The organism is Chromobacterium sinusclupearum (assembly GCF_002902845.1).
Lineage (GTDB): Bacteria > Pseudomonadota > Gammaproteobacteria > Burkholderiales > Chromobacteriaceae > Chromobacterium > Chromobacterium sinusclupearum.
Map to the genome: position 1 here is coordinate 23,331 of NZ_PPTF01000094.1, position 20,046 is coordinate 43,376.

A 20,046-nucleotide genomic window follows, 5' to 3' on the forward strand; every position below is an offset into this window, starting at 1 on the left:
CAGCGCAAGCGCGGAAGCCGCGCCGGCCGCCCACGGCCCGCTCGACGCCAAGCTGCGCCAGCATGTGAAAAACGTGGTGGTGATCTATCTGGAAAACCGCAGCTTCAACAACCTTTACGGCAACTTCCCCGGCGTCAAATATCCGCTGGCGCAAGCCCCTGCCGCCGCTTGTACCCAGCTGGACCGCGACGGCACGCCGCTGAAAACGCTGCCCAAGATCTGGGGCGGCCTGGTGCAGCGCGGCCAGAATGTGGGCGGCAAGTACTATCTGATAGACGAAAACGCCATCCAGAACCTGCCCAATGCCCCGTTCCCGCTGAAGGACGCCGAAGGCCAGCTGCTGCCGGAAGGCGTGATCACCCGCGACCTGTGGCATCTGTTCTACCAGAACCAGATGCAGATCAACGGCGGCAAGAACGACCAGTTCGTCGCCTGGGCCGACTCCGGCGCGCTGGTGATGGGCTACTACAGCGAAACCGCCAAGAACCTGAATCAATGGAAGATCGCCCAGCAATACACGCTGTGCGACAACTTCTTCATGGCGGCCTTCGGCGGCTCCTACCTGAACCACCAGTTCCTGATCTCGGCCCGCACCCCGGAATACTTCCATGCCAAGGACACCGCGGCGGCCAAGAAGATCGCCGTGCTGGATGATGGCCCGCAGGGCTACAAGCTGAAAGTGAAGCAGGCCACCTCGGCGATGGACGGCCCGCCCAAGTTCGTCAACAACGGCGCCATCACGCCGGACGGCTACGCGGTCAACACCATGGCGCCGCCATTCCAGCCCAGCTACATCAAACCAGCCGAAGGCGGCGACAAGCGCTACGCCGACCCGGCCGACGCCAACACCCTGCCGCCGCAAACCTACGACACCATCGGCGACCTGCTGTCGCGCAAGGGCGTCAGCTGGGCCTGGTACGGCGGCGGCTGGCAAGCCGCGCTGGAAGGCAAGGGCGGACCGGATATCCCCAACTTCCAGTATCACCACCAGCCGTTCAACTACTTCAAGAACTTCGCGCCCGGCACCCAGGCCCGCGAGAAGCACCTGCGCGACGGCGGCCTGGGCGACAGCCCGATCAGCAACCGCTTCCTCGCCGATGCCGTGGCCGGCAAGCTGCCGGCGGTGACTTTCTACAAACCGCAGGGCAACCTGAACATGCACGCCGGCTATTCCGACGTGGAAAGCGGCGACCGCCACGTGGCCAATGTGCTGCAGCACCTGATGAGCGGCCCGCAGTGGAAAAACATGGTGGTCATCATCACCCACGACGAAAACGGCGGCTGGTGGGACCACGTGGCCCCGCCCAAGGGCGACCGCTGGGGCCCGGGCAGCCGCATTCCGGCCATCGTGGTGTCGCCGTTCGCCAAGAAAGGCCATGTCGACCACACCTTCTACGACACCACCTCCATCATCCGCTTCATCAGCCGCCTGCACGGCCTGCCGGAGCTGGAGGGCGTCAAGCTGCGCAACCAGGCCTTCCGCGAACGCGGCGCGCAGCCGCCGGGCGACCTGACCGGCGCGCTGGCGCTGTGATCGGGCGCGGCCGCGTGCCGCGCCGGCCCGTCCGTCTGCTATAGTGCATCCGCCCCCGCTGCCGGGGGCGTTTTTCCTTTGTACAGGCATATCGTCATGACCCTACGCACCACTTTGTCCAGCGCGCTGCTGCTGGGCCTGCTGTCTTCCCCCGCCCTCGCCTGCGGCGACGAGGCCGCGCAGTACAGCGGCGACTACGATCAGTGCATGAACCAGGCCGCCTCCACCGCGTCCATGCTGAACTGCATCGCTGCCGAGCACGCCCGCCAGGACAAGCTGCTGAACGACAATTACCAGAAGCTGATGGCCCAGCTGTCGGCCAAGCGCAAATCCCGGCTGCTCGCGGCGCAGCGGCTGTGGCTGCAATATCGCGACGCCAACTGCCAGGCCTATGTCGATCCCGATGGCGGCAGCTCCGAAGCGCTGGTCGGCGCCGACTGCGCGCTGCGCGCCACCGCCGAACGCGCGATCGAACTGGCCAAGATGCAGCCGGAAAGCCATTGAGCCTCTCACTGCCGCGGCCAGCTGTGAGATGATATAGGCATCGCCGGCCCCTCTAGGCCGCTGCGTGTCCTGTCGCCGGAGACGCCATGGCCCTGATCCGTTTCTGTCTGCTGTTGCTGCTGTGCCTGCCGGCGCTGGCCGCCGAGCCGCGCGCCAATCCCTCGCCGCAAGACAGCGCCCGCACGCTGGAGCTGGAAAACCAGCCCATCTTCATCTTCCAGGCCCAGCAAGCGGGCCTGACGCCTGAGCAGCGCCTGCAACGCACGCTGCAGCGCATCCGCGGACTGGACGACGACGATCTGAAGCAGACCGTGCAGTATCAGCCGCTGGCCGATCCGCGCCTGCGCGGCATGGCGCTGAGCATCAACGGCAAACCGCTGCTGACCATCTTGGATGGCGATCTCGACCCCGGCGACCAACTGACGCTGGAACAAGCGGCCGCGCGGGTGCAGGCGCGGCTCAATGGCTTGCGCCAGGCGGCCCTGGAGCAGCGGTCTCCGGAGCAAATGGCCAAGTCGGCCCTGCTGGCGCTGCTGGCCAGCGCGCTGTTCGTCGCCGCGCTGGCGCTGATCGCCCGCATCCGCGCCGCCTCGCGCCGGAGATTGGCGCGGCAGCCTATCGGCCGCCTGCCTTGGCTGTCCGGCCGTTTCGACGTGGTCCGTTTCCTGCGCGCGGCGGAATGCCAGCTGGTGGACATCACCGCGCTGCTGTCGGCGCTGGTCGCCGGCTACGTCTGGCTCAGCTATACCCTCAGCCGCTTCCCGGCCACCCGCCCGCTGGGACGCAAACTCGGCCAATCGTTCTGGCAGTTGCTGTCGACCATCGTCGACGACATCCTGTCCGCCCTGCCCGGCCTCGCCACCGTGGCGGTGATCTTCCTGCTGACCCGGCTGGCCAACCGCGCGCTGACGCTGCTGTTTGGCGCGGTGGAGCGCGGCCAGCTGGAACTGCCCGGCCTGCACGCGGAGACGGTAGGCGCCACCCGCCGGCTGGCGGCGGTGGTGATATGGTTGTTTGCGCTGATCGTCGCCTACCCCTACCTGCCGGGAGCGGGCAGCGACGCCTTCAAGGGCGTCAGCGTGTTCTTCGGCCTGATGGTCACCCTGGGTTCGGCCGGCCTGATGAACCATGCGATGAGCGGGCTGGTGCTGATCTATGCCCGCGCCTTCCGTCCTGGCGACTATGTCCGGATAGGCGAGGTGGAGGGCACGGTCAGCGAGCTGTCCACGCTGTCCACCAAGCTGATCACCGGCCAGGGCTATGAAATCACCATTCCCAACGCCGTGACGGTGGGCGGGCGCGTCAGCAACTACAGCCGGCACGGCGCCACGGCCGGCGCGATGATCGCCACCCGCGTCACCATAGGCTACGACACGCCATGGCGGCAGGTGGAGGCGCTGCTGGAGCTGGCGGCGCGACGCACGCCCGGCATCGATCCGGCCTGCCCGCCGTTGGTACGCAAGCTGGCGCTGCAAGACTTCTATATCGAATACGAACTGCAAGCCAAAGCGCTGCCTGACACCCAGGCGCCGCAGCTGCGCGACGCGCTGCACGGCGAGATACTCGACGCGTTCAACGAATTCGGCGTGCAGATCATGTCGCCGCACTTCGTCGAGCAGCCGGCCGCGCAGGTCGTCGTGCCGGCCAGCCGCTGGCGAGAGCCGCCTGCCGGACAATAACCAATCCCACCCAACCGGGCGGCTGGCCCGAGGCCCGGCTTTGGTTTAAGCTGCAAACAATTCGTAAATCGACAGCATCCAGGGCCATCCGCCATGAACGTGAAAGAATACATGCAGCAACTGGGCAAGGCCGCGCGCAAGGCGTCGCGGTTGCTGGCCCGCGCCGAGACGCAACAGAAAAACGCCGCCCTCCTGGCCATCGCCGACGCCATCGTCCGCGATCAGGACACGCTGCTGGCGGCAAACCAGCAAGACTTGGACGCCGCGCGCCGGGCCGGCCTGGACGCCGCCATGCTGGACCGCCTGACGCTGAGCGCCAAGGGCGTGCTGGCCATGGCCGACGGCCTGCGCCAGATCGCCGCGCTGCCGGACCCGGTGGGCGAAGTCAGCGAGATGAGCTACCGCCCGTCCGGCATCCAGCTGGGCAAGATGCGCGTACCGCTGGGCGTGGTGGGCATCATTTACGAGGCCCGCCCCAACGTCACCGCCGACGCCGCCGGCCTGTGCCTGAAATCCGGCAACGCCACCCTCCTGCGCGGCGGCTCCGAGGCCTTTCACAGCAATCAGGCCATCGCCGCCTGCGTGCACGAGGGCCTGCGCGTGGCCGGCCTGCCGCCGGAGGCGGTGCAGGTGCTGGAAACCACCGACCGCGCCGCAGTGGGCGAGCTGATCACCATGCCGGAATACGTGGACGTGATCGTGCCGCGCGGCGGCAAGAGCCTGATCGCCCGCATCAGCGCCGAAGCGCGCGTGCCGGTGATCAAGCATCTGGACGGCAACTGCCACGTCTACATCGACGACACCGCCAATCCGGACAAGGCTTTCGACATCGCGCTGAATGCCAAGACCCACCGCTACGGCACCTGCAACACCATGGAGACGCTGCTGGTGCATGCGGCCTTCGCCGAATTCATGCTGCCGCGCCTGGCCGACGCCTACTGGGAAAAGGGCGTGGAGCTGCGCGGCTGCGAGCGCACGCGCATCATCCTGGGCGACAAGGTAGTCGCCGCCACAGAAGAAGACTGGGCCACCGAATACCTGGCGCCGATTCTGGCGGTGCGCGTGGTGAAAGACATGGACGACGCCATCGAACACATCAACCACTGGGGCAGCCACCACACCGACGCCATCGTCACCGAAGACTACGGCCGCGCCCGCCGCTTCCTGCGCGAAGTGGACTCCGCCAGCGTGATGGTCAACGCCTCCACCCGCTTCGCCGACGGCTTCGAATACGGCTTGGGCGCGGAAATCGGCATCTCCACCGACAAAATCCACGCCCGCGGCCCGGTTGGCCTGACCGGCCTGACCAGCCAGAAATGGATCGTGCTGGGAGATGGGCAGATCCGGCAGTAAAACCCAAGGAAGAGGCCAGCGCCCTCGGCGCTGCCGCTTCGAATCCGCGCGCGGTGATGGCCAGGCCGGTCAACCCGCGCCCGCGAGGACACGCCCGCCGTTTCGCGCCATAATCGCGCTTTGTTATCCCGCTGGCTCCATAAGATGAAAACCCTGACCCAACAAGACCTGGCCGACCTGTCGGCCAAAGCCGCCTGTGCGCCGCGCCTGCGCGCCCACCACAATCTGCACGAACAGCTGGACGATGGCATCCAGCGGCTGGCCATCGCCATGGAGCCGGACACCTATGTCCGCCCGCATCGCCATCCGGGCAGCCCGGAGCTGCTGATCGTGCTGAACGGCGCGCTGGACTGGATCGAGTTCGATGCCGCCGGCGAAACCGTCGTCGCCCGCCATCGCTTGGGCGAAGGCGGCGCGCGCGTGTTCGAGATGGCGGCCAACACTTGGCACTCGGTGGTTTCCCTGCAGCCGGGCACCGTGGTGTTTGAAGTCAAACGCGGACCGTATCAGCCGATACCGCCGGCCGATCTGGCTGCCTGGGCGCCGGCGGAAGGCGATGCCCGCGTCGCGGACATGCTGGCCTTCCTGCGCGGCTGCCAACCAGGCGCGCGCTTTGCGTAACATCGCTTAACACTTGCCGCCGCCGCGGCCGGAACCAGCGGCGGCGGCATGGACACCAACCGGCATCGTCTACCACCATCCGATGCCACTCCCGATGTCCAAGTTGCGCCTGTTTTCCGTTCTATCTCTTCTGCTGATCAGTGCGTTGCAGCCGCTGCGCGCCGCGCCCGCCAACCCTGACCTCGCCTCCCGGCGCACGCCGGCCCAGGTCGCCGACTGCCTGCAGCAAGGGCTGCGCAAACTGCATATTCCGCCCGACTTCATCGAACGCGTGGACGCCAGCGACGGCAGCCACAGCCTGCGCATGCGCAATCCGCAGAGCGACGCCTCCGGCACGGCGGTGGAAATCCTGCCCAACGGCGACGGCAGCAAGCTTAACGTGGAGTTGAACGGCTTGCCGCTGAGCCCGGCATGGAAACGTCTATTGCGGCAATGCGGCGCCACGCCGCTGTGAATAACTTTCCGATCCTGCGAGCCGCTGTGGACAATCTGGATAAGCCGGGAAAACCCTGTGCACAAAGTAGCCAAATGCTGTGCACAAAGCGATTCATCCACAAGAGGCTGTGCATAATGTGGATAATTCGAGAACAAGCTGTGGGCAACGCTGACCGATTTCAGACCTAAAGCCGATGCCGGAACGGTTACACTATTCCTCATCGCCTCAGCCATGGATCTGCCCGATGCCTAATACCCTGCACCGCAAATACGAACAACACTACGCCGACGGCAAGGCGCGCCGTCAGCAATGCTCCCGTACCCGCCAGGCGGAATGCACTCTGGCGCCCAACCGCGACGTGGTGGCGCTGGTGGAATCGACTTCCATCGGCCGCGTGCCGGCGCTGGCGCCCTTGCGCTACGCCCGCATGCATGCCTCGCCGTTCGCGTTTTTCCGCGGCATGGCGATGATCCAGGCCGCCGATCTCGCGGCCAGCCCGAATAGCGGCATCAGCCTGCAGATCTGCGGCGACGCGCATTTGATGAATTTCGGCTTCTTCGCCTCGCCGGAACGGCAACTGGTCTTCGACATCAACGATTTCGACGAGACCCACCCCGGTCCGTGGGAATGGGATGTCAAACGGCTGGCGGTCAGCCTGGTGCTGGCCTCGCGCAGCCGCGGCTTCAGCGCCGCCACCGAGCGCGAAACCGTGCTGCGGCTGTGCGGCACCTATCGCCGCCGCCTGCTCGCCTTCTCCCAGATGAGCCAGCTGGACCTGTGGTACTGCCGCGTCGGCTTCGAGCAATTGCTGGCGCAAGCGTCCGACGAAGGCATGCGTCAGCAACTGATGAAAGTGGCCGACAAGGCGCGCAGCCAGACCCAGGAACGCCTGCTGCCCAAGATGACCGAGAACGAGGACGGCGTCTTGCGGCTGCGCGACAACCCGCCGGTGATCTTCCATCTGGACGACCACGACAGCCCGCTGGCCGCCTGCGACGACTGGCTAGGCGATAACAGCCTGGCCAAGGTGCAGGGCATGCTGAACCACTACATCGCCACCCTGAAGGAAGACCGCCGGGAACTGCTGCAACGCTTCCGCCTGGTGGACGTGGCGTTCAAGGTCGTCGGCGTCGGCAGCGTCGGCACCCGTTGCCTGGTGCTGCTGCTGCAGGACGACTACGACCAGCCGCTGTTCCTGCAATTGAAGGAAGCGCGCGCCTCGGTGCTGGAGCCGTTCACCCAGCAATGCGTGCACGGCAACCAGGGCAAGCGCGTGGTGTTCGGCCAGCGCCTGATGCAGGCCACCAGCGACTTGTTCCTGGGCTGGACCCACAGCGCGGACGACCGCCATTTCTACATGCGCCAGCTGCGCGACATGAAGGGCGCGCCGGCGCTGGAAACCTTCGCCAACGGCGACGAACTGGCCAGCTACGGCCAAGCCTGCGCCTGGACGCTGGCGCGCGCGCATGCCAAGTCCGGCGGCTGCGCCGCCGAGATCGCCGGCTATCTGGGCGAATCCGACAAGTTCGATCAGGCCCTGGCCGACTACGCCGTGGCCTATGCCGATCAGGTGGAAAAGGACTACGCCTTGTTCGACGCCGCCATCAAGAGCGGCCGTCTGCCCTGCGCGGCGGAAACGCGCTAGGCATCAGGTCTTGGCTGCAAGGCCGTCTGCGCCCGCATCGCGGACGGCTTGCGATGGCGCTTTGCCGCCGTCTATTTTTCGGCGGCGGCATGGCTAGCCATCAGGGAAAGTTCCAATGTTGATATTTGCACTCTGAGCTAGACTGTAACAACGAAAAAGCATAATTCAGTCGCGTGCCGCGCCGCCGCCCGGCGGAAGCGGACGCACGGCCCATCCTGCGGTCGGTTCCCTTGCTCAAGAGTGTCGAACATGCAGCTAAATACTCGCCTGATCATCATCATCGTCGCCAGCCTGGTTGCGCTGCTGGGTCTTTCCACCGTCGCCCTGCTGTCTACCCGCGCCACCCTGCATCAGGAAAAGCGCGAGCAAATCGTGCATCTCTTGAAAATGGCCGAAAACACCCTGAGCCATTTCCAACAGCTGGAAACCCAGGGCATGCCGCGCGCCGAGGCGCAAAAGCAAGCCATCGCCGCGCTCTCGGCGATGAAAGTCGATGACATCTATTTCTTTGGCCGCAACCAAGAACACACCGTGCTGTTCCACCCCAGCAAGGCCCGTGTCGGCAAGGTGGACATGGGCAGCAAGCTGCCGGATGGCCGCACCACGGTGCAAGCCTATGAAGACGCGATGCAGCAGGACCACTATGGCGTGCTGGTGATCCAGACCAAGCGCGGCAGCGGCAGCGAGGAGTTCCCCAAGCTGAACGGCGTGTTCCGCTTCGACCCCTGGGGCTGGACCGTCGGCACCGGCATCTTCATCGACGACATCGACCAGCTGTTCTGGAGCGAAGCGCGCCGCTTGCTGCTGGTGGCGGTGCTGTGCGTGGTGGTGCTTGGCGTGCTGGTGGGTTGGATGTCGCGCTCGATACTGCAGTCGCTGGGCGGCGAGCCGCGTTATGCCGCCGAGGTGGTGAAGGCCATCTCCGACGGCGACCTCAGCGTGGACATCCAGGTCAAGGGCGATGGCGACAGCCTGCTCGGCGCCATGCGCGACATGCGCGGCAAGCTGCGCGGCATGATAGAGGAAATCGGCCGCGCCAGCTCCAGCATCAACCAGTCCTGTCACCAGCTGACGCGCGACATGGACAAGGTGCATGAGGTATCCGGCATCGCCAGCTCCTCCACCACCTCGGCCGCCGCCGCCATCGAGCAGCTATCGGTCAGCATAGACCACGTCAGCGCCAGCACCCGCGACACCGAAACCGGCGCCCGCGACACCGCCGAGCTGGCGCGCCAGGGCCAGACCCTGGCCGGCGACGCCGCCGAAGGCATCCGCCGCATCGCCGACCAAGTGCATGGCGCCAGCGACATGGTGGCGCAGCTGGCCGAACGCAGCCGCAGCATCAGCAGCATCGCCGAGACCATACGCGACATCGCCAACCAGACCAATCTGCTGGCGCTGAACGCGGCCATCGAAGCGGCGCGCGCCGGCGAGATGGGACGCGGCTTCGCCGTGGTGGCCGACGAGGTGCGCAAGCTGGCCGAGCGCACCGCCAGCGCCACCGATGAGATCAGCAGCATCGTGCAGGCGGTCATCGACGAGACCGGCAACGTCTCCGGCCGGATGGACGAGATCCGCCCGGCGGTGCAGTCCGGCGTAGAGCAGGTCAAGCAGGCGGCCGACACGCTGCAAGCCATCAGCCAGCAGGCCAGCAGCGCGCTGGAAAATGTCCACAATGTGGTGGTGGCGATGGGCGAGCAGAGCCAGGCCGGCACCAATATCGCCGGCAATGTCGAGCAGGTGGCCGGCGTGGTGGAGGAAACGCAGAACTCGGTCAGCCACGCGGTGGAGGCGGTGCGCGCCATCGATCAGCAGGCTGCCAACCTGCAGCAAACCGTCGGCCGTTTCCGCCTGTAGACAGCAAGACACTTGCCGCCGCCGTTGCGGCTGGCATAATGGTTGCGGGCAAACGCTCCATGACAGCAAGAAGAAAAACTGAGGACAGACAGGAACCCCAGCACGCTTCAGTGGAGAAAAGTATGTCTGATGCCCGCATGCCGGCAGGCCTCATCGAATGGCTGCAACAGAGCAAGGCGAGGGACGTCGAACTCGCCTTCGCCGACGTACACGGTTTCCCCCGTGGCAAGACGCTGCCCGCTCCCGCCTTCATCAAAGGGCAGCAGCTGCGCATCGCCCGCGCGGTGCCGCTGCAAAGCTGTGTCGGCGAATTCCCCGACTACAGCTTCTATGGCGAACACGATCCGGACGTCACCCTGCTGCCGGATTACGATACCCTGCGTCTGGTCCCCTGGGCCAAGACGCCGCGCGCGCTGGTGATCTGCGATTGCGTCGACCACGACGGCAGCCTGTCGCCGCTGGCGCCGCGCTCCGTGCTGAAACAGCTGCTGGCGCGCTACGCCGCCCGCGGCTGGACGCCCATCGTCGCCCCAGAGCTGGAATTTTACCTGTTCGCCGCCCATGGCGATCCGGCCCAGCCGTTCCAGCCGCCGGCGCTGCCCTGCGGCCGCCGCGAAACCGGCTTCGACGCCTTCGGCTTCTCCGCCTTGGGAGAGCTGGAAGCGTTCTTCGACGACCTCTACCGCGCCTGCGAGGTATTGGGCATCGCCACCGATACCTGCGTCCACGAGATGGGCCCCAGCCAGTTCGAGATCAATCTGAAGCACGGCGACGCGCTGCAGCTGGCCGACCACACCTTCCTGTTCAAAACCGCGCTGAAGGAAACCGCCCATCGCCACGGCCTGAGCGCGGTATGCATGGCCAAGCCCCTGTCCGGCCAGCCCGGCAGCTCCATGCACCTGCACCAGAGCGTGGTGGACCGCCGCGGCGCCAACGTATTCAGCCAGGCCGACGGCTCGGCCAGCCCGGCCTTCTTCGGCTTCATCGCCGGCCTGCAGCGTTTCCTGCCGCAACTGATGCCGCTGTTCTGCCCCAATCCCAACTCCTACCGCCGCTTCGTCAAAGGCATGGCCGCGCCGGTCAATCTGAGCTGGGGCCTGGACAACCGCTCGGTCGGCCTGAGGGTGCCGGTATCGGGGCCGGAGGCGCGCCGGGTGGAAAACCGCCTGCCTGGTTGCGACGCCAACCCCTATCTGGCGCTGGCCGCCAGCCTGGGCGCCGGCCTGGCCGGCATCGAACAGGGCCTGACGCCGGACGAAGCGGCTCATGGCAATGTGTTCAAGCAGCAAGCCGCCAGCCTGCCGTCCACGCTGGACGCCGCCTGCGCCGCCATGGCGGCCGGCGATGCGGCCGAAGCGCTGTTCGGCGCCGATTTTTGCCGCGCCTATCTGGCGGTGAAGGAGGTGGAGCTGAACGACTACCACCGCCAGATCACCAGCTGGGAGCGGCAGTACCTCGGCCTGCTGGCCTGATCCCCGCTTGTCCTGGATCAAAGCCGGCGCGCGCGCCGGCTGACGCGCCCTCGCCATCAGGTTATGCTGAAGGCATCCCACCAAGCAGGTGTTTGTCAAGGAGCCGCCGATGTACAGCCACATCATCGCCGCGATAGACGGCAGCAATAATTCCGACAAGGCCTTGAACGAGGCCATCCGCCTGGCGAAATTCGCCGATTCCCGCCTGACCCTGATTCATATCGCCAGCCTGCGCGACCTGGCCGTGGACAGCCTGGGCGTCTACGCCGGCGACCCGGGCTACGACCTAGTGCTGAAACAGGGCGAGGAGGCGCTGGCGCGCGCGCAGCAGATCGCCCGCAACGCCGGCCTGACGAATGTGGTCAGCCATATGGAAAAGAGCTGGGAAGGCGGCCATGACCTGGCCGACCTGTTGCTGGGCTATGCCCGCTCGCAGCAGGCCAGCCTGATCGTGCTGGGCACGCACGGCCGCAGCGGCCTGGCCCATCTCTTCCTCGGCAGCTTCGCCGAGGACGTGCTGCGCCGCAGCCACTTGCCGCTCTTGGTGGTGCGCAGCCAGGACGACGACGACATCAGCGTCGATTAAGCCCGCCCGCGACCGACATGAAACAGCCCGCCTTGCGCGGGCCGTTTCTGGTTTCAGCGACGGACGGCGTGGACGAAGAACTCGTGATTGCCGTCGCCGCCCTTGATCGGGCTGTCGAACCAGGCCAGAACCTGCATGTTCTGCTCGGCCAGCACACGATTGATCTTGTCCTGCACCAGCGGGTACAGGCTCTCGTCGCGGACGATGCCGCCCTTGGACAAGCCCTCGCGTCCCACCTCGAACTGCGGCTTGACCAGACTGAGCAAGCGGCCGCCCGGCTTCAACAGCGGCAAGCCCGAGGGCAGCACCAGGCTCAGCGAGATGAAGGACACGTCGCACACCATCAGGTCGAAGCCGTCGCCGTCGTTGGCCGCCAACAACGCCGCATGATCCAGCGCGCGGGCGTTGACGCCCTCGAAATAGCGCACCCTGGCGTCCTCGCGCAGCCTGGCGTGCAGTTGCTCGTGCCCCACGTCCACGCCCACCACCCGGCGCGCGCCGGACTGCAGCAGACAATCGGTGAAGCCGCCAGTGGACTGGCCCACATCCAGCGCGCTCCAGCCGGTCACGGCGAGGCCGGCCGCCGCCAAGGCGCCCTGCATCTTCAGGCCGCCGCGCGAGACAAACCGGTCGGCTTCATCGGCCACGATGTCGAATGCCTCATCCGCCGGGAATTTCTGACTGGGCTTGCCGACCACCTGCCCCCGGCAGCTGACGCGGCCGGCGGCGATCAGGTTCTGCGCCGCCGTGCGCGATGCGGCAAGTCCTTGTTCCACCAGCAAAACATCCACTCGAATCATGTCCACTCCCGGCCTGGCCCATCTCATAAACGCGACAGGTTGGCGAAGCCGGCGCGGGCTGTCAAGCCGCTCTGCGCCGCACCGCCCAGCAGGCGAAATCGCAGCCGCCAGGTTTACAATAAAATGCTAATGGTGCTAGTCTAAAAATCAACAAACTGATTTTATTCATGAATTCCGCACGATAGCCATCCAGCCGCAATCCCGTTTGCCGCCACAAACAGCAAGCTTATGAATCCGTGCTGACGCTATCCATCCCGCGCCCGCTAAGCGGGCGTCCATGGCGCTCTCCTTGAGCCGCCCGTCTTTCCATTTCCAGCGGCGCGCGCCTCGCGCGAGGCCATGCCGCGCCGCCACGCATAGGAGTATTGATGGTCTTACGCCTGTCGCTATTGCTAACCGTATTATTCGCGCTGTGGGGCGTCGTCGCCCCGGAGCACATGACCCATACCGCCTCGCAGTGGTTGAGCTTCACCATTTCCCGTTTCGGCTGGTTCTACCTGATGTCGGTGTTCGGCTTCCTGGTGTTCGCGCTGTATCTGGCCTTCGGCCGCTTCGGACACATCCGCCTGGGCAAGGAGGACGACGAGCCGGAGTTCTCCCGCATGAGCTGGTTCTCCATGCTGTTTTCCGCCGGCATGGGCATCGGCCTGGTGTTCTGGGGCGTGGCCGAGCCGCTGTCCCACTTCGCCACGCCGGCAAGCGCGTCCACCGCGCCGGAATCGGCCGAGGCCGCCCGCCTGGCGATGCGCCATGTGTTCTTCCACTGGGGCCTGCATCCGTGGGCGGTATACAGCCTGACCGCGCTGGCCCTGGCCTACTTCAAATTCAACCGCGGCCAAAGGGGGCTGATCAGCGCGGCCTTCCGTCCGCTGCTGGGCAAGCGGGTCGATGGCCCCATCGGCACCGCCATCGATGTGCTGGCGGTGCTGGCCACCGTGTTCGGCGTGGCCACCACGCTGGGCTTCGGCGCGCTGCAGATCGAAAGCGGCATGCAGATGCTGTTCGGCATCGCGCCTTCGGACTGGCTGACCGTGGGCATCGTGGTCATCGCCACCGCGCTGTTCCTACTGTCGTCGCTGACCGGCCTGTCGCGCGGCATCAAGTGGTTGTCGAACCTGAACATCGTGCTGGCCATCCTGCTGTTCCTGGCCGTGGTGCTGCTCGGCCCCACCGGCTTCATCTTCGATACCTTTACCACCACGCTGGGCGACTACCTGGGCAATCTGACCAGCAGCAGCCTGCGCATGTCGCCGTTCAGCCAGGGCACCTGGATGGCCAACTGGACGCTGTTCTACTGGGCATGGTGGGTCACCTGGGCGCCGTTCGTCGGCATGTTCATCGCCCGCGTTTCGCGCGGCCGCACCATACGCGAGTTCATGGTCGGCGTGCTGCTGGTGCCGGCGCTGGCCAGCTTTGTCTGGTTCTCCGCCTTCGGCGGCACCGCGCTGGACATGCAATTGTTCGGCGGCGTCGATCTGGTCGGCGCGGTGAAGCATGACGTCTCCACCGCCTTGTACGTGATGTTCGAGCATCTGCCCGGCGGCCATATTCTGTCCTTGCTGGCCATGCTGCTGGTGATCATCTTCTTCATCACCTCGGCCGATTCGGCCACCTTCGTGCTGGGCATGTTCACCAGCGGCGGCAGCCTGAATCCCAGCCACCGCCTCAAGCTGATCTGGGGCGTGCTGCTGGCCGCCATCGCGCTGGTGCTGCTGCAAAGCGGCGGCCTGAAAGCGCTGCAGGCGGTGCTGATCGTCAGCGCGCTGCCCTTCATGCTGATCATGATAGGCATGGCGGTGTCGCTGTACCGCGCGCTAGATGAGGAGGAGCGCGACGGCCGCCGCCGCGAGATCCGCCGCCTGCGCCAACTGGAAGCGCTGGAAAAACGGCAGCAGAATTGAGCGCATGGCGGGACGAACGGCCGATTTGCTGCCATCATCACGGTATCGTCTTGCCATGGAGAAGATATGGACACGCATCAACTAGACCCGGCGGAAGTGCGCGTGCTGGGCGCGCTGGCGGAAAAGCAGGCCCTCACGCCGGACGCCTACCCGATGACGCTGAACGGCCTGTCCAGCGCCTGCAACCAGCTGACCAGCCGCGAACCGGTGATGCAGCTGTCCGAGGCCGACATCAGCGCGGCGCTGGATGCGCTGATCGCCAAGAGGCTGGTGGCCGAGCGCATGCCGGCCGGCAGCCGGGTGGCCAAGTACGAACACAGGCTCAACTACGAGTGGAATATAGAAGGCGCCAAGCTGGCGGCGCTGGCCATGTTGATGCTGCGCGGCGCGCAGACCACCGCAGAAATCCGCACCCGCTCCGGCCGCCTGTACACCTTCTCCGGCGTGGAGGAAGTGGAAACCGCGCTGAACGCGCTGGCTGACAAGTATCCGCCGCTGGTGATGAAGCTGGAGCGTCAGCCCGGCGAGCGCGAGGCGCGCTGGTGCCATCTGCTGTCCGGCGAGCCGCAAGCCGCGCCGGCGCCGTCGTGCGAAGTGATAGACGTGGGCCTGACTGGCCGCGTGGCCGCGCTGGAGGCCGAAGTGGCGGCGCTGAAGGCCATGGTGCTGTCGCTGGAGCAGCGGCTGAACAGCTGATCCGAGCCTCTGCAAGTGTCCCGCCCCCAAGCCCGGTTCTGCCGGGCTTTTTGTATTGCGCGACCGTAAGCCGCAACGGTGGCCATGCCGTTCAATGAACTTGTTTTTTAGAAATTGGTCACTATCTCTTGCGTCTGAACCTAACAGGAATTACCGCATGAAGCATTTCGCACTCGCGCTGGCCTTGGCTGGCCTGGCCGGCGGCGCCCACGCCGCCGATTACATCGCCGGTTTCGGCAACGGCACGCAGCAATTCCAGCGCACGCCGGACGGCTTCGGCATCGGCCTGAATCTGGATTACCTGCGCGACGACCACAAAGGCAGCGCCGGCGGCGCCGGCCTGGAATTCGCGCTGCCGCTCGGCCCGCTGACGGTAGCCGCCGGCGGCAAGCTGATGGCGCTGTCGCCGGACAGCGGCTCCGCCACCGCCACGCTGATCGGCGGCCGCGCCAGCTTCAATGTCTCGCCCAAGATCAAGCTGTTCGGCCAGGCCTATTACGCGCCCAGCAGCTTCGCCAGCGGCAGCGTCAACCGCGTCAACGACTACGCCGCCGGCGTGCGCTGGAACGCGTTCGGCCCGCTCAGCGTGGAGGCCGGCTACCGCTACTTCGACGTCCGCCGCGACGACGACAGCCGCAGCCGCCGGCTGGCCGACGGCGTCTATCTGGGCGCCGGCTTGAGCTTCTGAGCCTAGCGACCAGTCAGGAAAAACGGCAGCGCGAGCTGCCGTTTTTCATTGCCCCATCGATTCACCACCACAGATGGAAACGCTGCTCCGGCGGCAGGTACATCTTGTCGCCGGGCTTCACGCCGAAAGCCTGGTAGAACGGGTCAAGATTGCTGACCGTGCCGATCGGCCGCCAGATATCCGGCGTATGCGGGTCGGACACCAGCTGCTGCACCGTGGCCGCGTCTCGGCTCTTGCTGCGCCAGGACTGGGCGAAAGCGATGAAGAAGCGCTGGTCGCCAGTCAAACCGTCGATCACCGGCGCGTCCTTGCCGCCCAGGGCGATCTTGTAAGCCTTGTAGGCGATTTCCAGGCCGGCGTTGTCGGCGATGTTCTCGCCCAGCGTCAGCTCGCCGTTGACGTGGTGGCCCTTCACCGGCTCGAAAGCGCTGTACTGTTTGACCAATCGAGCCGTCACTTCCTTGAAGTGCTTCTCGTCGGCCGGCGTCCACCAATTGCGCATATTGCCGTCGCCGTCGAACTGGTGGCCCTGGTCGTCGAAACCATGACTGATCTCGTGGCCGATGGTGGCGCCGATGCTGCCGTAGTTGACCGCCAGATCGAAGCGGGGATCGAAGTACGGCGACTGCAAAATGGCCGCCGGGAATACGATCTCGTTATTGGCGGCGTTGTAGTAGGCGTTGACCGTCTGCGGCGTCATGCCCCATTCGCTGCGGTCCACCGGCTGGCCCAGCCGCTTGGCGTCGCGCAGGTAGTTGAACGCGCTGATCCGCGCCACGTTGCCGGTCAGGTCGTCGGCCTTGATCTCCAGCGCGGAGTAATCTCGCCATTTGTCCGGATAGCCTATCTTCAGCATGTACTTGGACAGCTTGGCGTGGGCTTCCTGCTTGGTGGCCGGCTCCATCCAGTCCAGCGTGTCTATGCTCTGGTCGTAGGCCTTCAGCAGGTTGTGCACCAGCTCATCGGCCTGCCGCTTGGCCTCGGGCGTGAAATATTTGGCGACATACAGCTTGCCCACCGCCTCGCCCAGGCCATCGTTGACCAGGGACACCGCCTTCTTCCAGCGCGGCCGGTCGGCGGCTCGGCCGTCCAGCGCCTTGCCGTAGAAGTCGAAATGCGCGGCCACCCATGGCTGGTCCAGATAGGGCGAGTACACGTCCAGCGTGCGCAGCGTCAGGTAGTCGCGCAGCACCGCCGGCGGCGTATGGGCCAGCAAGCCGGGCAGCTTGGCCAGATAGCTCGGCTGGTCCAGATTGACATGCGTGGCGGCGGACAGCTGCGCGCCGGCCAATAGGCGGGGCCAGTCATAACCAGGCAGGGTCTTGGGCAGGTCGGCGACGGCCACCTTGTTGTAGGTCTTCTGGATGTCGCGGTTCTCGACATTGCTCCACTGGATGCGCGCCAGCTTGTCTTCCAGCGCGTAGACCGCCTTGGCACGCGGCTCGGCATGTTTTTCGCCAGCCAAGGTCAGCAGTTGGCCCAGGTAACGCTGATACGCCTTGCGCACCTTGGCGAAGTCCGCCGATTTGCTGAGGTAGTAATCCCGCTCCATCCCCAGGCCGGACTGGTTCATCCCTGCCAGATAAACCGAAGAGTTCTTCGGGTCCTGGCCCACATAGAAACGGAACGGCGTGTCTACCGGTTGCGTCTGCAAGCCGGCCATATACGCCACCGCCTGCTGCGCGGAGGTCAGCCCGGCAATCTGGTCCAGCTGGGGGCGCAAGGCGCTCAGCCCCCGCTTGGCGATGGCGGCCTCGTCCATGAAGCTGCGATACAGGTCCGCTACCTTGCGGCCTTCCGGCGTGGCGGCGTCGGCATGCTCGATGATGTCCCGCACGCGCTGCTGGTTCAGGTCGTACAGGTACTCGGCCACGCCGGTGGACGAGCGCTCGGCCGGAATCTCGGCCCGTTTCATCCAGGCGCCGTTGGCGTACAGCGAGATGTTGTCCTGGATGCGCACCGAGCGATCAATACCCTTCAGGTCTATGCCATAGGCGCCATAATCCAGTTCATTGGCCGATCCGGCCCAGGCCGCCTGCAGGCTCAAGGCCAGAACGAGCGGCAGCAATGTCTTCAAACGCATGGTTTTCCTCTTTTTCTCATGGCCTGCGCCAGCCATGAGCCGGCGCAATGCATGACAATAACGTGAAACCTTGCGTTTGTCCGCTCTTGCCCTGCTCCGCAGGGCGTCTCCGTTCGTCCGCCCTACATCAGCCGCTGATACAGATACACCAGCACCCGCGCCAGCTCGGTGGCGGTGTCTTCCTGTCCGGCATTGCCGGCATGGCCGCCGCCATCGGTCTCGTAGAACAGCGCGTCGTGGCCCAGTTCCAGGAGCCGCGCCACCATTTTGCGGGCGTGGCCTGGGTGGACCCGGTCGTCGCTGCCGCTGGTGGTGAACAGCGCCAGCGGGTAGCGCGCGTCGGCGCGCAGATTGTGATAGGGCGAATAGGCGGCCAACGCCTCGCGCTCCGCCGCGTCGTCCGGATCGCCGTATTCATCTATCCAGCTGGCGCCGGCCAAGAGCTGGGTGTAGCGCAGCATGTCCAGCAAGGGCACTTCGCACACCACGGCCTGGAACAGCTCCGGCCGCTGCGCCATGGCCGCGCCCACCAGCAGGCCGCCGTTGCTGCCGCCTTCTATCGCCAGCTTGGCCGGCGAGGTCAAGCGGCGGTCTATCAAATCCTGCGCCACCGCGATGAAGTCGTCAAAACTGACCTGGCGCTTGCTGCCTTGCGCCGCCTGGTGCCAGTGCGGGCCGAACTCGCCGCCGCCGCGGATGCAGGCCAGCACGAAAGCGCCGCCCTGGCCCAGCCAGTGCGGGCCAAAGTTTTCGATGTAATACGGCAGCATCGGCACTTCGAAGCCGCCGTAGCCGTACAGCAGCGTAGGCGTCGTGCCGTCGAACGGCGCGTCGCAGCGACGCACCACGAAGTAGGGAATCCGCTCCCCATCCGGCGCGGTGGCTTGCCACTGCTCGGCGACATAGGGCGCGGGATCGAAGGCGGCCGGCTGGCTGCGCAGGCATTCGTGCTCGCCGCTGGCCACGTCCAGCCGGTACAGGCCGCTGGGGGTCAGGAAATCGCTGTAGCTGTAGTAGAGGATGTCGCTCTGCCACGGCTGGTCGGCGATCTCGATCACGCCGTCGGCGGGCAGATCCAGGGCTTGCGCCTGCCATACGCCATCCTGCTTGGCGAAGCACAGCATGCGGCTTTTCACGTTATCCAGCAGGTTGACCAGCAAGCGGCTGCGCGTGGTTTCCACCGCTGCCACCGCCAGCCGCGGCTGCGGCGCCTGCAGCAATTGCGGGGCCGTGCCGTCGCCGAACAGGTCCCCCAGGCCGACCGCCAGCAGGCTGCCGCTAAGATAGGTTTGGCCGCGCCAGGTCCAGTCTTCGGCCAGTTTGACGATGAAATCGCCGCCGATGTAGGCCTCGATCTCGGCCTTGGCCGGCAAGGACAGCGCGTGGGTTTCCAGGCCACCGTCCAGCAGGTGGTACGTCTTGCGGTAGAAGCCGTCCGAGGCCTCGATCAGATCGACGGCGCTGCCGTCGCTGTCGAGGAAGCGCCAGGCCGCCGTCATCATCGCGTCCTCCGGAGCGGCGAACAGCTGGGTCCAGCCGTGCTGGCCGTCCTCTGCGCGCTCCACCAGCCACACCTCGCGCGGATAGCCGGCGCGGGTCAAGGGCGCGCCCTTCCAGCCAGGGCAGACAAAGGCGCTGTCCGGATCGCGCCAGGCGATATGGTTCTTGCCTTCCGGAAAGCTGAAGCCGTTCTCGACCCAGCGCCGCGCCTCGATGTCGTACTCGCGCGCCACCGTGGCGTCGCCGCCGCCGTCGCTCAGGTGCACCAGCGCCCGCTCCGGCATCACCGTGCAATGCGATACCCCGTCCAGATACCAGTCCTTGCCATCGGCGTCGGCCAGCGCGTCGATGTCCAGCACCGTCTGCCAGTCCTGGCTGCCGGCGCGGTAGGCGTCCAGCGTGGTGCGGCGGTAAATGCCGCGCGGATGCGCCTCGTCCTGATGAAAGTTGTACAGCCAGCCGGCATGCTCGGAAAAATACGGAATCTGCCGCGTGTCGCGCAGGTGGGCCAGGATGTCGGCCTTGAGGCCGGCAAAGCGCGGGTCGGCGTCCAGCACGCTGGCGGTGCGGGCGTTCTGCTCGGCCACCCAAGCGGCGGCGCGGTCGGAGTCCAGGCTTTCCAGCCAGGCGTGGGGGTCGTGGGACGGGTTCATGGCGATGGGTATCTAGAATCTGTGAATGGCGGCGAGGG

Annotated in this window: 16 protein-coding genes; 13 read left to right on the plus strand and 3 right to left on the minus strand. The window is 65.9% G+C overall.

Annotation, left to right across the window (positions count from 1 at the left end):
- The 10 genes from C2134_RS19395 to C2134_RS19440 all read left to right on the plus strand — a co-directional run.
- Positions 1-1,534: acid phosphatase (locus tag C2134_RS19395; protein ID WP_103321766.1), on the plus strand; the 1,534-nt coding region annotated here is incomplete at its 5' end.
- Between the two features lie 96 nt (positions 1,535-1,630).
- Entirely contained in the window at positions 1,631-2,038 is a 408-nt protein-coding gene (locus C2134_RS19400; protein ID WP_103321721.1) for a lysozyme inhibitor LprI family protein, read from the plus strand.
- An 86-nt stretch (positions 2,039-2,124) separates the two neighbouring features.
- Positions 2,125-3,717 carry a mechanosensitive ion channel family protein gene (locus C2134_RS19405; protein ID WP_199180002.1) on the plus strand — a complete coding sequence of 531 codons (1,593 nt, stop codon included), beginning with the start codon at positions 2,125-2,127 and terminating at the stop codon, positions 3,715-3,717.
- Between the two features lie 93 nt (positions 3,718-3,810).
- Positions 3,811-5,070, plus strand: a complete 1,260-nt coding sequence (locus C2134_RS19410) for a glutamate-5-semialdehyde dehydrogenase (protein WP_103321722.1) — start codon at positions 3,811-3,813, stop codon at positions 5,068-5,070.
- A 144-nt stretch (positions 5,071-5,214) separates the two neighbouring features.
- A complete protein-coding gene (locus tag C2134_RS19415; protein ID WP_103321723.1) occupies positions 5,215-5,691 on the plus strand; it encodes a WbuC family cupin fold metalloprotein in 477 nt (158 codons plus the stop codon).
- 94 nt (positions 5,692-5,785) lie between these two features.
- Positions 5,786-6,145, plus strand: a complete 360-nt coding sequence (locus tag C2134_RS19420; RefSeq protein WP_103321724.1) for a hypothetical protein — start codon at positions 5,786-5,788, stop codon at positions 6,143-6,145.
- Positions 6,146-6,371: 226 nt separating this feature from the next.
- Positions 6,372-7,772 carry a DUF2252 domain-containing protein gene (locus tag C2134_RS19425; RefSeq protein ID WP_103321725.1) on the plus strand — a complete coding sequence of 467 codons (1,401 nt, stop codon included), beginning with the start codon at positions 6,372-6,374 and terminating at the stop codon, positions 7,770-7,772.
- 249 nt (positions 7,773-8,021) lie between these two features.
- Positions 8,022-9,629 (plus strand): methyl-accepting chemotaxis protein, encoded by a 1,608-nt coding sequence (locus C2134_RS19430; protein WP_103321726.1) that lies wholly within the window; start codon positions 8,022-8,024, stop codon positions 9,627-9,629.
- A gap of 122 nt (positions 9,630-9,751) precedes the next feature.
- On the plus strand, positions 9,752-11,101 hold the full coding sequence (locus C2134_RS19435; RefSeq protein WP_103321727.1) for a glutamine synthetase family protein: 1,350 nt from the start codon (positions 9,752-9,754) through the stop codon (positions 11,099-11,101).
- 109 nt (positions 11,102-11,210) lie between these two features.
- On the plus strand, positions 11,211-11,687 hold the full coding sequence (locus C2134_RS19440) for a universal stress protein (protein WP_071108667.1): 477 nt from the start codon (positions 11,211-11,213) through the stop codon (positions 11,685-11,687).
- A 53-nt stretch (positions 11,688-11,740) separates the two neighbouring features.
- Here the strand turns inward: C2134_RS19440 and C2134_RS19445 are convergent, their stop codons facing one another.
- Positions 11,741-12,487 (minus strand): TlyA family RNA methyltransferase, encoded by a 747-nt coding sequence (locus C2134_RS19445; RefSeq protein WP_103321728.1) that lies wholly within the window; start codon positions 12,485-12,487, stop codon positions 11,741-11,743.
- 368 nt (positions 12,488-12,855) lie between these two features.
- Here C2134_RS19445 and C2134_RS19450 point away from each other — a divergent pair, with 368 nt between their 5' ends.
- The 3 genes from C2134_RS19450 to C2134_RS19460 all read left to right on the plus strand — a co-directional run bounded on the left by C2134_RS19450 (position 12,856) and on the right by C2134_RS19460 (position 15,772).
- Positions 12,856-14,388, plus strand: coding sequence for a glycine betaine uptake BCCT transporter (locus tag C2134_RS19450; RefSeq protein WP_103321729.1), 1,533 nt, complete (start codon positions 12,856-12,858; stop codon positions 14,386-14,388).
- Positions 14,389-14,454: 66 nt separating this feature from the next.
- A complete protein-coding gene (locus C2134_RS19455; protein ID WP_199155044.1) occupies positions 14,455-15,084 on the plus strand; it encodes a YceH family protein in 630 nt (209 codons plus the stop codon).
- Positions 15,085-15,241: 157 nt separating this feature from the next.
- Entirely contained in the window at positions 15,242-15,772 is a 531-nt protein-coding gene (locus tag C2134_RS19460) for a YfaZ family outer membrane protein (RefSeq protein WP_158248829.1), read from the plus strand.
- Between the two features lie 61 nt (positions 15,773-15,833).
- On the opposite strand, the gene C2134_RS19465 is transcribed toward C2134_RS19460, so the two are convergent.
- Both C2134_RS19465 and C2134_RS19470 read right to left on the minus strand, forming a co-directional pair.
- A complete protein-coding gene (locus C2134_RS19465) occupies positions 15,834-17,855 on the minus strand; it encodes a M13 family metallopeptidase (RefSeq protein WP_233196517.1) in 2,022 nt (673 codons plus the stop codon).
- A 122-nt stretch (positions 17,856-17,977) separates the two neighbouring features.
- Entirely contained in the window at positions 17,978-20,008 is a 2,031-nt protein-coding gene (locus C2134_RS19470; RefSeq protein ID WP_103321732.1) for a prolyl oligopeptidase family serine peptidase, read from the minus strand.
- Between the last annotated feature and the right edge of the window lie 38 nt (positions 20,009-20,046).